We start from the raw sequence: 19,725 nt of genomic DNA on the forward strand, positions 1-19,725 counted from the left end.
CGTAACACCGTGGACGGAGAAGGAACATGAGCAGAACCTCGCGCATAGCGGGTGCGGTCATCGGGACGATCGCGTTGGCCGGGTCGCTCGCGGCCTGCGGGGGCGACAGCCTGGAGAAGAAGGACGGCGGCACGAGCGCGTCCTCCGCCCCGGCGGACGCCGAGAAGGGCTCCATCGTCGTGGGCTCCGCGGCCTTCACCGAGTCCAAGGTCCTCGCCGAGCTGTACGCCCAGATCCTCGCCGACGGCGGCTGGAGCACCTCCATCACCACGGTGGAGAACAGGGAGCTGTACGAACCCTCCCTGGAGAAGGGCGAGATCGACGTCATCCCCGAATACGCCGCCACTCTCGCCGAATTCCTCAACGCGAAGGTGAACGGGGCGAAGGAGGCGGAGAAGACACCGGTCGCCTCCGGTGACGTCGCCGCCACCTACGCCGCGCTGGAGAAGCTGGCGACCCCGCTCGGGCTGAAGGCCCTCCCGGCCGGAGAGGCGGTCGACCAGAATGCGTTCGCGGTGACGAAGGAATTCGCCGCGAAGAACAACCTGAAGACCCTTTCCGATCTTGGTAAGTCCAAGATCAAGGTAAAGATCGCGGCCGGCGACGAGTGCGCGGTGCGGCCCTTCTGCGCCCCCGGGCTGAAGGCGACGTACGGCATTGACGTGGCCGGTATCGACCCCAAGGGCGTCGGTACTCCGCAGGCCAAGCAGGCGGTGAAGGACGGGGTGGACCAGCTCGTGCTGAGCACCACCACGGACGCCGTCCTGGACGCGTACGACCTGGTCTTCCTGGAGGACGACAAGCACCTCCAGAACGCCGACAACCTGCTGCCCGTGGTGAATGCCAAGGACGCCGGATCGCCGGAGGTCGCCGCACTGCTCGCGAAGGTCACGGACACTCTGACCACCGAGGACCTCGCGGAACTCAACCGCAAGGTCGACGCGGAGCGCGCCAAGCCGGCGGACGTCGCCAAGGAGTATCTGATGTCGAAGAAGCTGATCGGCTGACCTTCCGGCCCGGTGGTTTCGGCCGGGCGGTATCCGGGTGAGCCTCCGGTGGCCGGGGATTTCCACAACGGATCTCCGGCCGCCGGAAAGCGGTACCGAAGAGCCGGCCGGCGTTGTTCGACACGGCGTCAGGTAACTCCGGGGGAACAGATTGCCGGGCGGCCTCCCGTACGCCGATCGCACGCGGTAAATTCCAGCCATGCCCCGTGGACGCCATCGCCATTCGCCACCCCTTCACAAGCTGCTGCCGCCCTCCGCGGTGGCCGGAGTGTCGGTCGTGCTGGCCGCCGGCGCATGGCTGCCCGCGGACTCCCTGCCGGTGCGGCTGCTCGCCACGGCGGCCGCCGCCACCGGTCTCGTCGGCGCGTATCTGATGCGCTCCTGGGACCAGGCCGCGGGCGTACGGGTCGCGGAGCTCCAGCGCGCCCAGGCCGGCGCCGAATGGCGGGCCGAGGAGCGGATCGCCGAGCTGGAACAGGATCTGGAGGAGGCGCGGGAACTGCGCACCCGGCTGGAGACCAAGCTCCGCTCCAAGCGGATGGAACTCGCCGGACTGCGCGGGGAGCACGCCGGGCTGCTGCGCCGGTACGCCACCGCCGAGACCGAGCGGGCCAGCGCCCTGGAGGGCCGCCGGCAGCTCGCCATCGAGGCGGCGGCCACCCCGATCGCGCTGCCGCCCGCCCGTTCCACGCCCACCCCGTCGGCGTACCTCGCCGCCGCCAGGGCCCTGCGCGACCTGCCCCGCAACGCCGCGCTCCAGCAGGCCCGCCGGACCGCCGAGCAGGCCCGGCAGCGGGATCTCGACGAGCGCGCCCGGGAGTCGGCCGCCGAGGCGGACGGCCCGAGGGGGCGTCACGCGGCGGACGGCGAATACGGCGACCGTACGGGCGGCGGCCATGCGGACTCCGGCGTCCGGGCCGACGCCTATCGGACGAACGGCACCAGCGGCCACGGCACCCCTGCCCACCCGGCGGACTTCGCCCCCCGCGCCCAGCGGCCCGGCGCGCAGCCCGCGCTGCCCGCGCCCCGGGCGGCGGCCCCGTCCCCGGTGCCGGCCCGGGTGGCCCGTACGGTCCCGGCGGCCTCGGCCGTGGTGCCGTACACCGCTCCGCGCCGGGCGCAGGTGCCGCAGGGCGGGTTCGACTTCTTCGGCACCCAGCCCGAAGGGGCGGCCGCGGCCGCGCCCGAGGCGGACACGGGTACCGGTGCGGCCGGGCGGCGGCAGTCGCCCCGGCCCGTTCAGGAGGAGGACCTCGCGGACGTGGTCGGCGAGGAGGCGCTGGCGGTGCACCGCAGCCGCGTCGGCGATTCGCGCGCGGTGGGCAAGGTCATCGACCTGGCCCAGCCCGACCCCCAGAACCGCCCCGGCGCCTCCGGCCTTCGGGGCGCGGCTTCCTGACGGGGCGCCCGCGGCCCGGGCGGGCGACTACTTGTCGATGTCCCCGACGACGAAGAAGAGCGAGCCCAGGATCGCGACCATGTCGGCGACCAGGGTGCCCGGCAGCAGTTCCGTCAGCGCCTGGATGTTGTTGAACGAGGCGGAGCGGAGCTTCAGCCGGTACGGCGTCTTCTCGCCCTTGGAGACCAGGTAGTAGCCGTTGATGCCGAGCGGGTTCTCGGTCCAGGCGTAGGTGTGGCCCTCGGGGGCCTTGAGTACCTTGGGCAGCCGCTGGTTGATCGGCCCGGGGGCCAGGGAGTCCATCCGGTCGAGGCAGGCGTCCGCGAGGTCCAGCGCGTTGACCGTCTGCTCCAGCAGGCACTCGAAGCGGGCCAGGCAGTCGCCCTCGGTCCGGGTGACCACCTTCAGCACGTCCGCCAGCTCCCCGTACGCGAGGTACGGGTCGTCGCGCCGCAGGTCGAAGTCGACGCCGGAGGCGCGGGCGATCGGCCCGGACACCCCGTACGCGTGCACCGCTTCGGAGGTCAGCACCCCGACGTCGCGGGTACGGCCCCGGAAGATCTCGTTGCCGAGCACCAGGTCCTCGTACACGTCCATCCGCGAACGTACGGAGGCCACCGCGTCCCGTGCCCGGCCGAGCCAGCCCGCCGGGAGGTCCTCCTTGAGGCCGCCGACCCGGTTGAACATGTAGTGCATCCGGCCGCCGGAGACCTCCTCCATCACGGCCTGGAGCTCCTCGCGCTCCCGGAACGCGTAGAACATCGGTGTGATGCCGCCGAGTTCGAGCGGGTACGAGCCGAGGAACATCAGGTGGTTCAGGATCCGGTTCAGCTCGGCGAGCAGGGTCCGCGTCCAGACGGCGCGTTCGGGGACCTCCATGCCGAGCATCCGCTCGACGGCCATCACGACACCGAGCTCGTTGGAGAACGCCGACAGCCAGTCGTGGCGGTTGGCGAGCATCACGATCTGCCGGTAGTCACGGGCCTCGAAGAGCTTCTCCGCGCCCCGGTGCATGTACCCGATGACGGGTTCGGCGCTCAGGATGCGCTCGCCGTCCAGGACCAGCCGCAGCCGGAGCACACCGTGCGTGGAGGGGTGCTGCGGACCGATGTTGAGCACCATGTCGGTGCTCTCCGCCGCGCCACCGATGCCGACCGTCGTCTCCGTCATGCGGCCCAGTATTCCTTGCGCGCGGACGGACGGACGCGCGGCCGTCCCCGGACGCCCGGCCACCCGTCCTCGTCGGGCGGTGGGGTCCGTTCCCGCGCGGCGGTGGGCCCGCTCACCCCACCCGCTGCACCAGCCACCCGAAGTCGCCCAGCCCGCCCCGCGCGGTGAGTTCGGCCGCCTCGCCCGCCGAGGCGAGCGCCCGGACGTACCCGGCGGGGTCGGTGGAGGCCATCGCCAGCGGTGGACGCCCGCCGGTCACGCCGAGCCGGCCCAGCGCGGTGCGCTGGTCGAGGAGTCCGGGCGCCGGGCCGCCGGCGGGCGCCCCGGCGGCGGCACAGGCGTCGAGGGCGACATGGGCGGTGAGGTCGCAGGAGCCGTCCGGCACCGGTTCCACCTCGCGGCCCGCCCGGAAGCCGGTCAGGGTTCCGAACGGCGGGCGGGCGCCGCGTACGTGCGCGTAGTCCACGGCCACCGCGCATCCCGCCGCCAGCGAGCCGACCGCCTCGGCCCACGCCAGATCCCGGGGCAGCCCGATCTCGGCCCGGTCGCCGGGAGCGCCCGGTGTCCACCAGCGCTCCAGCCACCGCGCGTCCGCGCCGGCCACCGGGTCACCCAGCCGCTCGGCGCCGTCGAAGGCGCGGACCAGGACGTACCGGGCGACACCGTCCGCGTCCACCTCCGCGACGTCGAGCGGCACGTTGTCCAGCCACTCGTTGGCGAAGAGCAGCCCGGTGACGCCCTGCGGCAACCGCGCGCACCACTCGATCCGGTGATCCAGACCCGGCGGACGGTCCGCGATCTCGACGGCGTACGCGGTGATCCGCAGCCCCGCCGGAGCGGCGGCCAGCACCCCGGCGGCCAGCTCCCCGCGCCCCGCGCCCACGTCGACCAGGGCGACCGTGTCCGTACCCAGCTCCGCCGCCGTCTCCGCCAGCAGCCGGGCCACCGCCGCGGCGAAGAGCGGGGAGGCGTGCACCGAGGTACGGAAGTGCCCGGCCGGCCCCTCCGGTCTCCGGTAGAAGCCGCCGTCCCCGTACAGCGCGGCACGCGCCGCCGCACCCCATCCGAGCCATTCGTCCGTCACGGGCCCAGTCTCCGCCACCGGCCCCGGTCCCCGGGTGCGGGTCCCCGGGGCACCGGCAGCGGCCTCCGGCCTCTCTCCACCTTGGGGAGTAGGGGCCCCGGGAGCGGATCGCCCCTCCGGTTGACCCGGGTACCCGCGCCCTTCCCTACGCTGGCAAGGTGCAGCGCCTCTACGACTTCCTCCGCAGACACCCGACGGGCGTCGACTGCTTCTGGGCCGTCGTCCTGCTCGGGCTCTCCGGTGCGGTCTTCGTGACCGAACCCCCCGGCGGGCTGCGGGAGCGCGTCCTCACGGTGCCGGTCATCCTGGGGCTCTGCACGGTGGTCGCGCTGCGCCGCCGGTCGCCGGAACGGATGCTGCTGGTCGCCCTCGGGATCGGGATCGCCCAGGTGGCTCTCGGAGTCGAGACGGGCGTCGCGGACTTCGCCCTGCTGGTGATCGTCTACACCGTCGCCGCCGCCGGGGAGCGCTGGGCGTCCCGGCTGGCGCTGGCCTGCAGCCTGCTCGCCGCGGGGATCTCGCAGGCGCGCTGGCCGGAGCAGGAGGGCGGCTGGGTCCAGCAGATCTTCGTGGTGGTCGTGCTGACCGTGCCGTTCGTGCTCGCCTGGGTGCTCGGCGACTCGCTGCGGACCCGGCGGGCGTACTTCAGGGCTCTGGAGGAGCGGGCCGCCCGGCTGGAGCGCGAACGCGAGGCCCAGTCCAAGGTGGCCGTCGCCGCCGAGCGCGCCAGGATCGCCCGCGAGCTCCACGACGTCGTCGCCCACAACGTCTCCGTGATGGTGGTCCAGGCCGACGGCGCCGCCTACGTCATGGACGCGGCGCCCGACCAGGCCCGCCAGGCGCTGGAGACCATCTCCACCACCGGCCGGCAGGCCCTCGCCGAGATGCGCCGACTGCTCGGCGTCCTGCGCACCGGCGACGCCGAGACCAGCGGCGAGTACGTCCCGCAGCCCGACGTCGAGCAGATCGACGAGCTCGTCGCACAGGTCCGCAAGGCCGGCCTCGCGGTGGACTTCACCGTCGAGGGCACCCCGCGCCCGCTGCCCAGCGGCGTGGAGCTGACCGCGTACCGCATCGTGCAGGAGGCGCTCACCAACACCCGCAAGCACGGCGGCCCCGACGCCGGGGCCAGCGTGCGCCTGGTCTACTTCGACGACGGCCTCGGACTCCTCGTCGAGGACGACGGCCGCGGCGCCCCGCACGAGCTGTACGAGGACGGCGGGGCGGACGGCGCGGGCCACGGCATGATCGGCATGCGGGAAAGGGTCGGCATGGTCGGCGGCACGCTCGACGCGGGCCCCCGCCCCGGCGGCGGCTTCCGGGTCAGCGCGCTGCTCCCGCTGAAACCGGCCGCGTGAGGGCCGCACGCGGCTTCCCCGCCCACTTCCTCCAGCAGACAGGACCTCTCCCATGGCCATCCGCGTGATGCTCGTCGACGACCAGGCGCTGCTGCGCACCGGCTTCCGCATGGTGCTCGCGGCGCAGCCGGACATGGAGGTGGTCGCCGAGGCGGGCGACGGCGCCGAGGCGATCGACGTGCTCCGCGCCACCGCCGTCGACGTCGTGCTGATGGACGTCCGCATGCCGCGGCTGGACGGGGTGGAGGCCACCCGCCGCATCTGCGCGCAGGAGAACCCGCCGAAGGTGCTCATCCTGACCACCTTCGACCTGGACGAGTACGCCTTCACCGGCCTCAAGGCCGGGGCCAGCGGCTTCATGCTCAAGGACGTGCCGCCCGGAGAGCTGCTGAGCGCGATCCGCTCGGTGCACAGCGGGGACGCCGTCGTCGCGCCCTCCACCACCCGCAGGCTGCTCGACCGGTTCTCCCCGATGCTGCCGAGCACCGCCTCCGAGCCCGGGGACAAGCGCGTCGAGCGGCTCACCGAGCGGGAGCGCGAGGTGATGCTGCTGGTCGCGCAGGGACTGTCGAACGGCGAGATCGCGGGCCGGCTGGTGCTCTCGGAGGCCACGGTGAAGACGCACGTCGGCCGCATCCTCACCAAACTCGGGCTCCGCGACCGGGTCCAGGTCGTCGTCCTCGCCTACGAGTCGGGGCTGGTCCGCGCCGGAGGCGGGCGCTGACCCCGCACGGCCCAGGGGCTTGCAGGGAAGCAACACCTTGATTCCCTGCAAGCCCCTACCGCAGCACGCCTTCCAGGAAGTCGCTGCCGAGCCGGGCGACGACCGTCAGGTCCAGCTGGTGCAGTACGTACCGGCCGCGCCGGCGGGTGGTGACCAGGCCCGCCTTCTTCAGCACCGACAGATGCCGGGAGACCTCGGGGGACGTGATGCCGTGCGCGTCGGCGAGTTCGCCGGTGGTGTGAGGGGAGCGCGCCAGGTTGCGGCAGAGCCGCAGCCGCAGCGGATGGGCCAGCGCCTCCAGACGCAGCCGGACGGACTCCACCGAGGCGGGCGAGGGCAGCTCGGGCCGGTGCACCGGATAGAGGATCGTCGGCCGCCACCCCGGAGCGTGCCCGATCATCAGGTGCGGCCAGCCGAAACCGGTGGGGACGAGGGTGATGCCGGGCCGCACCCCGGGGCCGGTCGCGGTCGTCCGGGCCGCGTTCAGCTTGTCGACCACCAGCCGGTCGCCGTCCTCGCTCAGCGAGAGCGCCGCCGAGACCGCGGTGACCGCGTCGGCCAGGCCCTTGCGGCGGAGTACCTCCGTCTTGTGCCGCGCGTCCGCGACCAGCGGGATGCGGGCCCGGTTCCAGGTGTCCGCGAAGAACGCCTCCTCGCAGTCCTCGAAGAGCCGGCGGAGCCAGGCGCGTACGGAGCCGGGGTCGGCGAGCAGCCGTTCGGTGAAGTCGGTCTGGCGCGGGCCGCGGGCGGCGGCCATCTCGCGCGCCCGCTCGCGCGTCACCTCGTCCGTCAGCGGGGAGGCGGTACCCGTGCCGAAGGAGGTGCAGGAGGTGAACTCCAGCGCGGCCGAGACGAACCGCTCCTCGTCCAGCCGGTCCAGGGTGTCCAGGTCCTCGGCGAGGGTGGCGCCGGCCCGGCCGCCGCCCTCGACACCGGCGAACGGCATGAAGATGTCGGAGAAGGTGTTCCGCCAGAGGAACTCCGCCTCGTGCAGCCGGTCCGCGAGGTCCGGCGGGAGTGCGGCGGAGGTCGCGGTGACCCAGCCGTGCAGCCCGGGGTGGTGCCCCGGCTCCGAGAGCGCGTGCAGGGCCATCCCCAGCTCGGCCAGGGGCGAGGTCTCGAAAACGATGCGGTCGGCGGGCAGCCCGGCGATGTCTATGGTCACGCTCACCCGACCATGGTGCGCGCCGGCCACCGCGGCGCGCACATCGCTTGACGGGGGCCGTCAATCGACGCGCGGTCCGGGACGGTGCCGCGCAGGCTGAAGCCATGGACGCGATACAGCAGCAGATGTACGACACCTGGCGCACGGCGCGCAGCGGCGAACGCCCGCCGCCGCTGCCCGGCACCCACGACCGGGAGGTCCTGCGCGGTCTGCTGCGCCGGTACCGTGCCCGCCGCGAGGTCGCCTCCCGGAGGAGGGACGAGTCCTGGCCCCGGTGGTGAAGGGGCCGGTGAAGAGGCGGCACCCGGCCCGGCCGAGGCCGGGCACCGCGCGCCCGCCTCAGACCAGGCGGGCGACGAACTCGCGCACTGCCTCCCGTACGTCGTCGGCCGTCCACTCCAGCCCCGCCGCGTTCACGGTGACCTCGGTGTACGCGACCCCGGGCGGCAGCTGGGCCCCGGTGAACCAGCGGCGGAAGAGCGTCACGCCCGTCTCCTCGGCCTGGCGCAGCGAGGCGTCGTCCAGCACCTCGGGGGAGTACGGCAGCCAGACCTGGAACTGGTGGGTGTGCGGCGGCTCGGGGTGCACCCGGAACCACGGCACCGCCGACTCCTCGAACGCCTCCGCCAGCGCACCGGCGACCGTCCCGGCATGGTCCATGTACTCCCGCAGCCGGGGCAGCTCCTGCTCCAGGCCGATCAGGGCCGAGAGCGCGGCGGGGTACTGCTGGAAGAGCTGGCCGCCGTAGCGGTGACGCCAGGAGCGGGCCTCCTCGATCAGCGTCCGGGGGCCGGCCAGGACCGCCCCGGACATGCCGCCGAGCGACTTGTAGAAGGAGACGTAGACGCTGTCGGCGAGCGCCGCGATCTCCGCCAGGCCGTGCCCGAAGTGCGGGGTGCACTCCCAGAGGCGGGCCCCGTCCAGGTGCACCACCGCGTCCCGCTCCCGGGCCGCCGCGACGACCTCGGTCAGTTCCTCCCAGGTCGGCAGGGTGAAACCGGCGTCCCGCAGCGGAAGCTCCAGCATCAGGGTGCCGAAAGGCTCCGGGAAGTCGGCGACCTCCTCGGCGGTGGGCAGCCGGGGCGCGTTCGTCGGGTACACGGTGCGCAGCCCGCTCACCGCACCGAGCGCCCCCTCCTCGTGCACCTCGGGGTGGGCGAGCGGGTGCAGGGCCACGGTGGCGTTGCCGGTACGCGCCGCCCAGCACCGCAGCGCGACCTGCTGGGCCATCGTGCCGGTCGGGAAGAAGGCCGCGGCCTCCATGCCGAGCAGCCCGGCCACCCGCTTCTCGACCTCGGCGACGACCCCGTCACCGTAGACGTCCAGGGGGCCGTCCAGGTCGTACACCGATCCGGCGTCCGCCGCGAGGGCGGTCAGCCGCTCGCCCAGCGTGCCGTCGGAGGCCGTGCGCGCCAGGATGCGGCGCGAGGCCCGCCATGCGGTCTGCCTGCGCCGCCGCGCCTTCTCTTCGTCCGTAGTCGCCATGCGACGATCATCGCCCGCGCGGGCCGGGCCGCCCACACGGGGGTTTCCCGGCGGCCCGGCCGAGGCCCGCTCCGGGGCACCGGGAAGTTACCCACAGGCTGTGGACAGAGCTGAGCCGGGGCGGGGTGCTGGCGTAGCATGCAGAGGAATCGTCCGGTACCCCCCGCGGACTGGAACGGAAGGCCATACCCGCGTGAACACGACATCCCCGCGAGACCCGAGAGATCCCCTCGAAGCCAGGGACCGCCCCGCCCGCCTCACCGTGGGCGTCGTCGGAGCGGGCCGCGTCGGCCCCGCCCTCGCCGCCTCGCTCCAGCTCGCCGGCCACCGCCCGGTCGCCGTCTCCGGCGTCTCCGACGCCTCCCGCCGCCGGGCCGCCGCCCTGCTGCCGGACGTACCGCTGGTGACGCCCGCCGAGGTCTTCGCCCGCGCCGACCTGGTGCTGCTCACCGTCCCCGACGACACCCTGCCCGGCCTGGTCCAGGGGCTCGCCGACACCGGTGCCGTCCGGCCCGGCCAGCTCCTCGTCCACACCTCGGGGCGGTACGGCACCCGGGTGCTCGACCCCGCCCTGCGCGCCGGGGCGCTGCCGCTCGCCCTGCACCCCGCGATGACGTTCACCGGCACGCCCGTGGACGTCCAGCGCCTCGCGGGATGCTCCTTCGGCATCACCGCGCCCGAGGAGCTCCGGCTCGCCGCCGAGGCCCTCGTCATCGAGATGGGCGGCGAACCCGAGTGGATCGAGGAGGAAGCCCGCCCGCTCTACCACGCGGCCCTCGCCCTCGGCGCGAACCACCTGGTCACCCTGGTCGCCGAGGCGATGGAGCTGCTGGCCAAGGCGGGGGTCTCGGCCCCCGACCGGATGCTCGGCCCGCTCCTCGGTGCCGCGCTCGACAACGCCCTGCGCTCCGGCGACGCGGCCCTCACCGGCCCGGTGGCGCGCGGCGACGCGGGCACGGTCGCCGCGCACGTCGGCGAGTTGCGCGACCACGCCCCGCAGATGGTCGCGGGGTACCTCGCGATGGCCCGCGCCACCGCCGACCGGGCCCTCGCGCACGGCCTGCTCAAGCCGGAGTCCGCCGAGGACCTGCTCGGCGTCCTCGCGGACGGCACGCGCACGGCCGGCCCCGCGGGCCCCGCACCCACCGACGACGAAGAGCCGGGGGAGTCCCGATGACCGCCGCACCCACCCCGCCGGACACCGCCGTCCTGCTGCACACCGCCGAGGCGCTGGAGGCGCTGCCCCGCCCGGCGGGCGCCCGCCGGACCGTCGTCATGACGATGGGCGCGCTGCACGACGGCCACGGCACCCTGATCCGGGCCGCCCGCGAGGCTGCGGGACGCGACGGCCAGGTCGTGGTCACCGTCTTCGTGAACCCGCTCCAGTTCGGAGAGGCCGCCGACCTGGACCGCTACCCGCGCACCCTGGAGGCCGACCTCGCGGTGGCCTCGGCGGCCGGCGCGGACGTGGTCTTCGCACCCTCGGTGGAAGAGGTGTACCCGGGCGGCGACCCGCAGGTCCGGATCACCGCCGGGCCGATGGGCGAGCGTCTCGAAGGCGCCTCGCGCCCCGGCCACTTCGACGGGATGCTCACCGTCGTCGCCAAGCTCCTCCACCTGACCCGCCCGGACGAGGCGCTCTTCGGGCAGAAGGACGCCCAGCAGCTCGCGCTGGTCCGCCGGATGGTCCGCGACCTCAACTTCGGCATCGAGATCACCGCGGTCCCCACCGTCCGCGACCCCGACGGCCTCGCGCTCTCCAGCCGCAACCGGTTCCTGTCCCCGGTGGAGCGGCGTACCGCCCTCGCCCTGTCGGCCGCCCTGTTCGCCGCCCGCGACCGGCTCGCCGCCCAGCAGGCGCTGCGCGAACGCGCCCTGGCGACCGGTGGCCCGGCGCGGGAGACCGGCGGGGGACCCGGCGGGGCGCGCACCGGCACCGACCGGGCCGCCGGACTCAACGCGCTCGGCGAGTCCCGCCTCGCCGCCGACGCCCAGGCCGTGGCGCTCGCACCGCTCGGCCGCACGGCCGAAGCCGTCCGCTCCGCCGCGCGTACCGTCCTGGAGGACGCGGCCCGGGCGCCGGAACCGCTCGTACTCGACTACCTCGCCCTGGTGGACCCGGCCGACTTCACCGAGGTCCCCGACGACCGGGACGGCGGCGAAGCCGTCCTCGCCGTCGCCGCCCGGGTCGGCGCCACCCGTCTGATCGACAACATCCCCCTCACTCTGGGAGACCTCTCGTGACCGGAATACGGCTGACCGCCCCCGAACCCGGCTGGTCCATCGACGCCGACGTCGTGGTCGTCGGCTCCGGCGTGGCCGGGCTCACCACCGCCCTGCGCTGCGTCGCCGCCGGACTCGACACCGTCGTCGTCACCAAGGCACGCCTGGACGACGGCTCGACCCGCTGGGCCCAGGGCGGCATCGCCGCCGCGCTCGGCGAGGGCGACACCCCCGAGCAGCACCTCGACGACACCCTCGTCGCGGGCGCGGGACTCTGCGACGAGCCGGCCGTCCGCACCCTGGCCACCGAGGGGCCCGGCGCGGTGCGCCGGCTCATCGAGACCGGGGCGCACTTCGACACCACCGAGGGCGGCGACGTCGCCCTCACCCGCGAGGGCGGCCACCACCGGAACCGGATCGTGCACGCGGGCGGCGACGCCACCGGTGCCGAGGTCTCCCGCGCCCTGGTGGAGGCGGTACGCACCCGCGCCCTGCACACCATCGAGAACGCCCTGGTCCTGGACCTGCTCACCGACGCCGAAGGCCGTACGGCCGGTGTCAGCCTGCACGTCATGGGCGAGGGCCAGCACGACGGGGTCGGCGCCGTCCGCGCCCCCTCGGTGGTGCTCGCCACCGGCGGTATGGGCCAGGTCTTCTCCGCCACCACCAACCCGCCGGTCTCCACCGGCGACGGCGTGGCGCTCGCGCTGCGGGCCGGGGCGGAGATCTCGGACCTGGAGTTCGTCCAGTTCCACCCCACGGTCCTCTTCCTGGGAGCCGACTCCGAGGGCCAGCAGCCGCTGGTCTCGGAAGCGGTACGCGGCGAGGGCGCCCACCTCGTGGACGCCGCCGGTACCCGCTTCATGACCGGGCAGCACGAGCTGGCGGAGCTCGCCCCGCGCGACATCGTCGCCAAGGCCATCACCCGCCAGATGCAGCTGCACGGCACCCAGCACATGTACCTCGACGGCCGGCACTTCGGCGCCGAGATGTGGGAGCGGCGCTTCCCCACGATCCTGGCCGCCTGCCGCGAACACGGCATCGACCCGGTCACCGAGCCGATCCCGGTCGCGCCCGCCGCCCACTACGCCTCCGGCGGCGTCCGTACCGACCTGCGCGGACGCACCACCGTGCCCGGCCTGTACGCCTGCGGGGAGACCGCCTGCACCGGGGTGCACGGCGCCAACCGCCTCGCCTCCAACTCCCTCCTGGAGGGGCTCGTCTTCGCCGAGCGCATCGCCGCCGACATCGCCGAGCGCCGCCCCGCCCGCACCGAAGCGGTCCGCCCCGAGGGCGGCCCGCTCTCCGCGCTGCTCGACCCCGAGGCCCGTACGACGATCCAGCGGATCATGACCCGGGGCGCCGGAGTGCTCCGCTCCGCGGAGAGCCTGGCCGCCGCCGCCCGGGAGCTGGAGGCGCTGCACGACAGCGCGGCCGGCTCCGGACAGCCCGGCGGGAAGGCCGCCGTGCCCGGGGTCGAGGCGTGGGAGACCACCAACCTCCTGCTGGTCTCCCGGGTCCTGGTCGCCGCCGCGAGCCGACGCACCGAGACCCGCGGCTGCCACTGGCGCGAGGACCACCCCGACCGCGACGACGCGGACTGGCGCGCCCACCTCGTCGTACGCGTCGGCGAGGACCGGACGCTCTCCGTGCGCCGCACGCGGGGCGCCGACTTCGACCCGGTACTCCCGGAGACCGGCCCCGGCCACCGCACGGCCTGACCGCGCCGCACCACCGCCGCGCACCACCGCACCGACCAGCCACCGCACCGCACGAAGCCCCCGAGGAGCCGCAACCGTGAGCACGCCCGAAGAGAACCGCCCGACACCGGTGGACGTCCCGCTGATCCACATCGGGGCCCCCGCAGCGTCCGCGGGCGGCTGCGGCGACGACTGCGGCTGCGCCTCCGACGACTACGACCCCGACGCCCTGGAGTGCGGGCTCGACCCCGCCCTCGCCGAACTGCTCGCCGAGGCCGGACTCGACCCCGTCCAGGTGGAGGACATCGCGCACGTCGCGATCGAGGAGGACCTCGACGGCGGGGTGGACGTCACCACCGTCGCGACCGTCCCCGAGGACGCCGTCGCCACCGGTGACTTCACCGCCCGCGAGGACGGTGTCGTCGCGGGCCTGCGCGTCGCCGAGGCCGTGCTCTCCATCGTCTGCACCGACGACTTCGAGGTCGAACGCCATGTCGAGGACGGCGAGCGCGTCACCGCCGGCCAGAAGCTGCTGACGGTCACCACCCGCACCCGCGACCTGCTCACCGGCGAGCGCGGCGCGCTCAACCTGCTCTGCCGCCTCTCCGGCATCGCCACCGCCACCCGCAAGTGGGCCGACGTCCTGGAGGGCTCGAAGGCCCAGGTCCGCGACACCCGCAAGACCACCCCGGGCCTGCGCGCGCTGGAGAAGTACGCGGTCCGCTGCGGCGGCGGCGTCAACCACCGGATGTCGCTCTCCGACGCGGCCCTGGTCAAGGACAATCACGTGATCGCGGCCGGCGGCGTCGCCGAGGCGTTCAAGCGGGTCCGCGAGGAGTTCCCCGAGCTGGCCATCGAGGTCGAGGTCGACACCCTCCAGCAGGTCCGCGAGGTGCTGGAGGCCGGCGCCGACCTGATCCTGCTGGACAACTTCACCCCGGGCGAGACCGAGGAGGCCGTCGCGCTCGTCGGCGGGCGCGCCGTGCTGGAGTCCTCCGGCCGGCTCACCCTGGACACCGCCCGCGCCTACGCGGACGCGGGCGTCGACTACCTCGCGGTCGGCGCGCTCACCCACTCCTCGCCCATCCTCGACATCGGGCTGGACTTCCGCGAGGTCCCCGCCACCGGCGAGGCCGACGCCTGATGCTGCTCACCATCGACGTCGGCAACACCCACACCGTCCTCGGCCTCTTCGACGGCGAGGAGATCGTCGAGCACTGGCGCATCTCCACCGACTCCCGCCGCACCGCGGACGAACTGGCGGTGCTCCTGCAGGGCCTGATGGGCATGCACCCGCTGCTCGGGGTGGAGCTGGGCGACGGCATCGAGGGCATCGCGATCTGCTCCACGGTCCCGGCCGTCCTGCACGAGCTGCGCGAGGTGACCCGCCGCTACTACGGCGACGTGCCCGCCGTCCTCGTGGAGCCCGGCATCAAGACCGGTGTACCGATCCTGATGGACAACCCCAAGGAGGTCGGCGCCGACCGCATCATCAACGCGGTCGCGGCGGTCGAGCTGTACGGGGGCCCGGCGATCGTCGTCGACTTCGGCACCGCCACCACCTTCGACGCGGTCTCCGCGCGCGGCGAGTACACCGGCGGTGTCATCGCCCCGGGCATCGAGATCTCGGTCGAGGCGCTCGGAGTGAGGGGTGCCCAGCTCCGCAAGATCGAGCTGGCCCGTCCGCGCAGCGTCATCGGCAAGAACACCGTCGAGGCCATGCAGGCGGGCATCCTCTACGGCTTCGCGGGCCAGGTGGACGGCGTGGTCGCGCGGATGAAGCGCGAGCTGGCGGACGACCCCGACGACGTGACCGTCATCGCGACCGGTGGCCTTGCGCCAATGGTGTTGGGGGAGGCCTCCGTCATCGACGAGCACGAGCCCTGGCTGACCCTCATCGGGCTCCGCCTGGTCTACGAGCGGAACGTCTCGCGGATGTAGTCGTGCGCCGTCGTCGCAGGCGCGCACCCTGGCGCACCTGCGACGACGCCCCGCGCAGGCGGTGCTCGGGCGGCGCGAGGGCACCGGAGCGCGCCGCGCCACATGTGACCAGTTAAGAGGATTTTGTCCCTTTAGCACGTACTGTCGCGCCATGCCCACGCCCTACGGATCACGAGGCGGCATGGCGTTCGGTGCGGACGAGCTGCGGGTACTCCGACGCGCTCTCGCCGTTGCCCTCCACCCCATGCCCTTGCCCGACGAGGATGTCCAGGACTGCCTGCGGCTCGCGGGAGCGGTGGACGACGCGGTCGGTGAGGCGGGCCGGCTCCGCGCGTTCCTGCTCGCCGACCTCGCCCGCTACCGCGCCGCCCTCCCCGGCTCCGTCAGCGGCTACCTGGAGCTCCTCCAGGACGCCCTGGCCGCCGGTTACGACCCCCGGCCGGACGATCTCGCCGCCCTGCGGGCGCTGCGCGGCAGACCGGTCGCGGCGGCGCTCCTGGAGCGCTGCCGGGTGCTCGCGGAGCGCTCCGTACGCGCCCGGCTGGCGGGCCGCACCGCCGGCCTCACCGCACCGGGACCCCGCAGCAGGCTGCTGGCCCTGCCGGGCGGCCGCGCGGAGGCGGAGCCCCAGCGGCCCTCGGGCCCGGCCACCCCGTCCCGGCCGTCGGCGCCGGGCGACCGCCCGATGCCCAAGCCGTCCGAGGTCTTCCCGCCCCGCCGTCGCCCGGCGCCGGCGCCGGAGGAGCGGCGCGCCGCCGGCTGACCCGCCCACGCGTTCCCGCCGCCCGCACGGCGGTCCGGCCCCGACCCACCGGGAGGGCGCCTCGGGCCGCGGTGCGGGCGTCGCTACTCTGGACTTCATGGACTACGTAAAAGCGCTTGTTCCGCCCGTGGTGATGGCCGCGTTCTTCATCCGGCTCGTGATGACGATCGTGAAGAGCCAGGGCGGGCCGAACAAGGGCAAGGAAGACGCGGCCGTGGACGCCGCCCTCGCCCGCGCCGAGGCCGCCCGCCAGGCACCGGCCGCCGAAAGCGTCTGACTCGCTCCGGCGTCCGACTCACCTCGGCCTCCGAGCGGTTCGGCCTCCGAGCGGTTCGGCCTCCGAGCGGTTCTGCTGCCGAGTACTTCGGCGTCGAGCCTTCGCATCCCGGTACTTCGCATCCCGGTGATTCGCATCCCGGTGATTCGCGTCTTGGTACTTCGCATCTTGGTACTTCGCGTCCGGGTACTTCGGTGGCGTACTGATCGATCGGTGGAGTGCGGGAGCGCGGACGAAGCTGGGGAGCGCCCGGGCGCCGGCGTCGGTTCGCGACCCGATCCGAGCGGTTCCGGCGTATGACCGGTGCCGCGTGCGCGGCGCACGTGACCGGCGTTCTTCCTGCCGTATACGGCTTTCGCGTCCGGCGCCGGCACCCGATTCCGGCGTTCGGATGCCGCGTATCCCTGCCCGGTATCCGCCCCGTCCGGGTGCCCCGATCCGGATTTCCGCGCCCGCTCCGGTGTCCGGGTGCCCGGATTCCGGAGCCTCCGAGGGGTCCGGGTGCCGGTGTCGTGCGTTCTGCCGCCTCTCGGGCGACGGGCAACCGACCGTCCGGACGGTTATCGGACCGTCCGACGGCGCGCGGCACATAATTCGCGCCCCCCGCTGACACCCGCACAACCCGGCGCACTCCGAAGAGCGCGGGGCTCGCATCGAGCCGCGCGCTCTTTTTCGTGACCTCCGGGGTTCCCCGGGGTTCTCTTCCGGTTCTCCGGGCGCGGGACCTCTGAAGAAAATAACTACGCATTTCGGACATCTAGCATTAAGGTGACCGTGTGCCCCGTCAATTGGGAGAGCTGGAAGACGCCGTGATGACGCGCGTCTGGCAATGGAACCGACCCGTCACCGTGCGAGAAGTACTGGAAGACCTTCAGCGGGAACGCTCGATCGCTTACACCACCGTCATGACGGTTATGGACAACCTTCACCAGAAGGGGTGGGTCCGCAGGGAAGTCGACGGCCGGGCTTATCGATATATGGCGGTCTCCACGCGCGCCGCGTACTCGGCCGCACTGATGAACGAAGCCTGGTCCCGGAGCGACAACCCCGCTGCCGCTCTCGTCGCCTTCTTCGGCATGATGTCCGCGGAGCAGCGAGAAGCCCTCAGCGACGCCGTGCGGATCATTTCCCCAGGTCCGGGCGGTACCGGGGGGGAGCCCGCGGACTCCGTGGACTCCGGTGGAGGGGCGGCGGACGCCACGGAAGGCGAGGCGGAAGAGGCAACGGCCGACGGCGCGTCCGATGTTCCGGCCGATGGTACGGGCGAGGACGGTGGGCGATAGCGTCGGGCCATGTCTGCAGACCTGACGCAAAGCCAGTCGGAAACCGAAGGCGAAACCGACCCGGCGGTCGAAAAGCCCGCCATCACCGTCCGCCGTGCCAGGACCAGCGATGTGACCGCGGTCCGCCGGCTGCTCGACGGCTACGTGACCGAGGGCATCCTCCTGGACAAAGCCACGGTCACCCTTTACGAGGACATCCAGGAGTTCTGGGTCGCGGAACGCGACCAGGACGCCAGGGTCGTCGGATGCGGCGCACTCCATGTGATGTGGGAAGACCTCGCCGAAGTGCGAACTCTCGCCGTCGATCACCGGGTCAAGGGCACCGGAGTGGGACACCAGGTTCTCGACAAGCTGTTGCAGACCGCGCGCTGGCTGGGGGTCCGCCGGGTTTTCTGCCTGACCTTCGAAGTCGACTTCTTCGCCAAGCACGGGTTCACGGAGATCGGCGAGACGCCGGTCGACATGGATGTCTACAGCGAGCTGCTGCGTTCCTATGACGAGGGTGTCGCCGAGTTCCTCGGTCTCGAACGAGTGAAGCCGAACACCTTGGGCAACAGCCGGATGCTTCTGCACCTGTGATCGGTAGAAGTACGCCGATCCCTATGTCCGATACGCGCCCGTTTCCCGCGTTCCCCGGCTCCTGAACCTCTCCCTGGGGTTTGTGTTTTCCCCGGAAAAGCGGTTTCCTTTCCGCGTACTCCATTTTCGATGAAAGGATATCTCGTGGCGCAGAAGGTTCAGGTCCTTCTTGTTGACGACCTCGACGGCGGCGAGGCGAACGAGACCGTCACGTTCGCGCTGGACGGCAAGACCTACGAGATCGACCTCACGACGGCCAACGCGGACAAGCTCCGTGATCTGCTCGACCCCTACACCAAGAGCGGACGTCGCACCGGCGGCCGTGCCGCCACGGGCCGCAAGGGCCGTGCGCTCGGTACCGGTACGGGCGGCAACAAGGACACCGCCGAGATCCGCAAGTGGGCCCGCGAGAACGGCCACGACGTGAATGACCGCGGTCGCGTTCCCGCCAGCGTCCGCGAGGCCTACGAGCGCGCCAACGGCTGACTCGATGGCCCGACGGCCGGCGGAAGTACCCGGGAACGCCTCAGGCGGACCCGGTGGCATTCCGTCGCCGCCATATCCACCAGCCGTACGAGATCGGGAGCATCCCCACCCCTGCTCCCGAAATCCGCGAGGCCCGGAAGAAAGGGATCCGGACCCCGCGGCGGCTCTGGGGGCCGCAGCCAGAACGCGGCCCCCGGCGGAAAGCGGTGCGACAGCCGGGGCGGTGCCGGTGCGGTGATCCTGCCACCGGCCCCGATGCCCACGAGATCCAGCGCGATGCCGCCCCACTCCAGCCAGTCCAGCAGTGCGGGCAGCTCCTCCGCGCTCCCGGCCGCCACGAACAGCCGCATCCGCCCCCGCGCCACCGCCACGGGGCCGGTCCGGCCGAACCTGCGCAGCACCGCGCGGCCCGCGGCGGCGGGCAGTTCCAGCACGTCGAACCGGACCCCGGTCAGGAGCGCCGGCGGGCGGCCCCCGTCGGTCGCCCAGCCGAGCCCGTCCTCGTACCACCGCTCCGTGGCCGCGGCGGCCTCCTCGGAGTCCGCCGGCCCCTCCGCGTCTCCGTACGGGAGCGGCCCGGCGCTCTCCGTGCCGCTCGCTCGCCCGGCTGCCGGGCGCGTACCCGCGTCCGGGGCCGGCCCGCGACCCGACGGGGCCGGCGCCGACGTGTCGGACGGCCGCGGGGCGCGGGGGGACGGGACGATGGGGGTCATGTGCGATGAACCGCCGGACCGCCGTCCGGGTTACGCCAGGTGCCGCGCGAGGAGCCCGCGAGGACCGGGGAGCTCTGGTCCGGGGCGCGGCGGGACGCCACCCGCGTCACGCCGGGTGTGCGCGGCATCACGAAGGGTTCCCGTCAAGGGCGTGTACGGGGGCGTCGGGCGCCACGCGGTTGTTCGCCCGTAGCGGAGGGAACGGGCGCGCGCCGCATGGACTGTCTGTAATTGCGGGTAAGACATGACTGGTGGGAAGGGGCGACAGACCGACCGGGGCGTCTCGCGTTCGCCACCGGCGTAGTGGTGACAGGGGTATCTGCCTGGCCTGCGGGAACATCGTCTCGCACCATCGGGTTGGAGCAGGT

20 protein-coding genes are annotated in these 19,725 nt (G+C 73.4%); 15 read left to right on the forward strand and 5 right to left on the reverse strand.

Annotated elements, in window-relative coordinates:
* Positions 1-26 precede the first annotated feature (26 nt).
* Positions 27-1,007: an ABC transporter substrate-binding protein gene (locus OHA55_RS17530; RefSeq protein ID WP_266707370.1), complete on the forward strand. Its 981-nt coding sequence runs from the start codon at positions 27-29 to the stop codon at positions 1,005-1,007.
* 199 nt (positions 1,008-1,206) lie between these two features.
* Complete coding sequence (locus tag OHA55_RS17535) at positions 1,207-2,406, forward strand: hypothetical protein (protein ID WP_266707372.1); 1,200 nt, start codon at positions 1,207-1,209, stop codon at positions 2,404-2,406.
* A gap of 27 nt (positions 2,407-2,433) precedes the next feature.
* Here OHA55_RS17535 and OHA55_RS17540 read toward each other — a convergent pair whose 3' ends face one another.
* Together OHA55_RS17540 and OHA55_RS17545 are read right to left on the reverse strand one after the other, a co-directional pair.
* Positions 2,434-3,576, reverse strand: a complete 1,143-nt coding sequence (locus OHA55_RS17540) for an NADH-quinone oxidoreductase subunit D (RefSeq protein WP_266707374.1) — start codon at positions 3,574-3,576, stop codon at positions 2,434-2,436.
* Between the two features lie 112 nt (positions 3,577-3,688).
* Positions 3,689-4,660: an SAM-dependent methyltransferase gene (locus OHA55_RS17545; RefSeq protein WP_266707376.1), complete on the reverse strand. Its 972-nt coding sequence runs from the start codon at positions 4,658-4,660 to the stop codon at positions 3,689-3,691.
* Between the two features lie 158 nt (positions 4,661-4,818).
* On the opposite strand from OHA55_RS17545, the gene OHA55_RS17550 reads away from it, so the two are divergent.
* Both OHA55_RS17550 and OHA55_RS17555 read left to right on the forward strand, forming a co-directional pair.
* The gene (locus tag OHA55_RS17550; RefSeq protein ID WP_266707378.1) at positions 4,819-6,018 is read left to right on the forward strand and encodes a sensor histidine kinase; all 1,200 of its coding nucleotides are present in this window, start codon (positions 4,819-4,821) and stop codon (positions 6,016-6,018) included.
* A 52-nt stretch (positions 6,019-6,070) separates the two neighbouring features.
* The gene (locus tag OHA55_RS17555; protein ID WP_266707380.1) at positions 6,071-6,742 is read left to right on the forward strand and encodes a response regulator transcription factor; all 672 of its coding nucleotides are present in this window, start codon (positions 6,071-6,073) and stop codon (positions 6,740-6,742) included.
* Between the two features lie 55 nt (positions 6,743-6,797).
* On the opposite strand, the gene OHA55_RS17560 is transcribed toward OHA55_RS17555, so the two are convergent.
* The gene (locus OHA55_RS17560; RefSeq protein ID WP_266710748.1) at positions 6,798-7,907 is read right to left on the reverse strand and encodes a DUF5937 family protein; all 1,110 of its coding nucleotides are present in this window, start codon (positions 7,905-7,907) and stop codon (positions 6,798-6,800) included.
* A 104-nt stretch (positions 7,908-8,011) separates the two neighbouring features.
* Here OHA55_RS17560 and OHA55_RS17565 point away from each other — a divergent pair, with 104 nt between their 5' ends.
* On the forward strand, positions 8,012-8,188 hold the full coding sequence (locus tag OHA55_RS17565; protein ID WP_266707382.1) for a hypothetical protein: 177 nt from the start codon (positions 8,012-8,014) through the stop codon (positions 8,186-8,188).
* A 58-nt stretch (positions 8,189-8,246) separates the two neighbouring features.
* Here the strand turns inward: OHA55_RS17565 and OHA55_RS17570 are convergent, their stop codons facing one another.
* Positions 8,247-9,392 carry a low specificity L-threonine aldolase gene (locus OHA55_RS17570; protein WP_266707384.1) on the reverse strand — a complete coding sequence of 382 codons (1,146 nt, stop codon included), beginning with the start codon at positions 9,390-9,392 and terminating at the stop codon, positions 8,247-8,249.
* 193 nt (positions 9,393-9,585) lie between these two features.
* Here OHA55_RS17570 and OHA55_RS17575 point away from each other — a divergent pair, with 193 nt between their 5' ends.
* The 10 genes from OHA55_RS17575 to OHA55_RS17620 all read left to right on the forward strand — a co-directional run bounded on the left by OHA55_RS17575 (position 9,586) and on the right by OHA55_RS17620 (position 18,644).
* Positions 9,586-10,569: a Rossmann-like and DUF2520 domain-containing protein gene (locus OHA55_RS17575; RefSeq protein ID WP_266707385.1), complete on the forward strand. Its 984-nt coding sequence runs from the start codon at positions 9,586-9,588 to the stop codon at positions 10,567-10,569.
* The gene (gene panC, locus OHA55_RS17580; RefSeq protein ID WP_266707387.1) at positions 10,566-11,636 is read left to right on the forward strand and encodes a pantoate--beta-alanine ligase; all 1,071 of its coding nucleotides are present in this window, start codon (positions 10,566-10,568) and stop codon (positions 11,634-11,636) included. Before OHA55_RS17575 ends, panC begins: the two co-directional genes overlap by 4 nt.
* Positions 11,633-13,336, forward strand: coding sequence for an L-aspartate oxidase (locus OHA55_RS17585; protein WP_266707388.1), 1,704 nt, complete (start codon positions 11,633-11,635; stop codon positions 13,334-13,336). Before panC ends, OHA55_RS17585 begins: the two co-directional genes overlap by 4 nt.
* 76 nt (positions 13,337-13,412) lie before the next feature.
* On the forward strand, positions 13,413-14,459 hold the full coding sequence (gene nadC, locus OHA55_RS17590; RefSeq protein ID WP_266707390.1) for a carboxylating nicotinate-nucleotide diphosphorylase: 1,047 nt from the start codon (positions 13,413-13,415) through the stop codon (positions 14,457-14,459).
* Positions 14,459-15,256: a type III pantothenate kinase gene (locus OHA55_RS17595; RefSeq protein WP_266707391.1), complete on the forward strand. Its 798-nt coding sequence runs from the start codon at positions 14,459-14,461 to the stop codon at positions 15,254-15,256. The genes nadC and OHA55_RS17595 overlap by 1 nt, the downstream gene beginning before the upstream one ends.
* A 181-nt stretch (positions 15,257-15,437) precedes the next feature.
* A complete protein-coding gene (locus tag OHA55_RS17600; RefSeq protein ID WP_266710750.1) occupies positions 15,438-16,019 on the forward strand; it encodes a hypothetical protein in 582 nt (193 codons plus the stop codon).
* A 97-nt stretch (positions 16,020-16,116) separates the two neighbouring features.
* Positions 16,117-16,296: a hypothetical protein gene (locus tag OHA55_RS17605; protein ID WP_266707393.1), complete on the forward strand. Its 180-nt coding sequence runs from the start codon at positions 16,117-16,119 to the stop codon at positions 16,294-16,296.
* Positions 16,297-17,072: 776 nt separating this feature from the next.
* Entirely contained in the window at positions 17,073-17,579 is a 507-nt protein-coding gene (locus OHA55_RS17610; RefSeq protein ID WP_266707395.1) for a BlaI/MecI/CopY family transcriptional regulator, read from the forward strand.
* 9 nt (positions 17,580-17,588) lie between these two features.
* Complete coding sequence (locus OHA55_RS17615; RefSeq protein ID WP_266707397.1) at positions 17,589-18,158, forward strand: amino-acid N-acetyltransferase; 570 nt, start codon at positions 17,589-17,591, stop codon at positions 18,156-18,158.
* A gap of 144 nt (positions 18,159-18,302) precedes the next feature.
* Positions 18,303-18,644: an Lsr2 family protein gene (locus OHA55_RS17620; RefSeq protein ID WP_266707399.1), complete on the forward strand. Its 342-nt coding sequence runs from the start codon at positions 18,303-18,305 to the stop codon at positions 18,642-18,644.
* Here OHA55_RS17620 and OHA55_RS17625 read toward each other — a convergent pair.
* Positions 18,623-19,357, reverse strand: coding sequence for an SCO3374 family protein (locus OHA55_RS17625; RefSeq protein ID WP_266707401.1), 735 nt, complete (start codon positions 19,355-19,357; stop codon positions 18,623-18,625). The two genes, OHA55_RS17620 and OHA55_RS17625, sit on opposite strands and share 22 nt — an antisense overlap.
* Positions 19,358-19,725: the final 368 nt, after the last annotated feature.

The organism is Streptomyces sp. NBC_00102 (genome assembly GCF_026343115.1).
In the GTDB taxonomy this organism is placed as follows: domain Bacteria; phylum Actinomycetota; class Actinomycetes; order Streptomycetales; family Streptomycetaceae; genus Streptomyces.

Bases quoted from the DNA above. Each gene is read 5' to 3' on its own strand.
- OHA55_RS17530 (WP_266707370.1), top strand. From the start codon at position 27: ATGAGCAGAACCTCGCGCATAGCGGGTGCGGTCATCGGGACGATCGCG.
- OHA55_RS17535 (WP_266707372.1), top strand. From the start codon at position 1,207: ATGCCCCGTGGACGCCATCGCCATTCGCCACCCCTTCACAAGCTGCTG.
- OHA55_RS17540 (WP_266707374.1), bottom strand. From the start codon at position 3,576: ATGACGGAGACGACGGTCGGCATCGGTGGCGCGGCGGAGAGCACCGAC.
- OHA55_RS17555 (WP_266707380.1), top strand. From the start codon at position 6,071: ATGGCCATCCGCGTGATGCTCGTCGACGACCAGGCGCTGCTGCGCACC.
- OHA55_RS17565 (WP_266707382.1), top strand. From the start codon at position 8,012: ATGGACGCGATACAGCAGCAGATGTACGACACCTGGCGCACGGCGCGC.
- OHA55_RS17570 (WP_266707384.1), bottom strand. From the start codon at position 9,392: ATGGCGACTACGGACGAAGAGAAGGCGCGGCGGCGCAGGCAGACCGCA.
- panC (WP_266707387.1), top strand. From the start codon at position 10,566: ATGACCGCCGCACCCACCCCGCCGGACACCGCCGTCCTGCTGCACACC.
- OHA55_RS17595 (WP_266707391.1), top strand. From the start codon at position 14,459: ATGCTGCTCACCATCGACGTCGGCAACACCCACACCGTCCTCGGCCTC.
- OHA55_RS17600 (WP_266710750.1), top strand. From the start codon at position 15,438: ATGGCGTTCGGTGCGGACGAGCTGCGGGTACTCCGACGCGCTCTCGCC.
- OHA55_RS17605 (WP_266707393.1), top strand. From the start codon at position 16,117: ATGGACTACGTAAAAGCGCTTGTTCCGCCCGTGGTGATGGCCGCGTTC.
- OHA55_RS17615 (WP_266707397.1), top strand. From the start codon at position 17,589: ATGTCTGCAGACCTGACGCAAAGCCAGTCGGAAACCGAAGGCGAAACC.
- OHA55_RS17625 (WP_266707401.1), bottom strand. From the start codon at position 19,357: ATGACCCCCATCGTCCCGTCCCCCCGCGCCCCGCGGCCGTCCGACACG.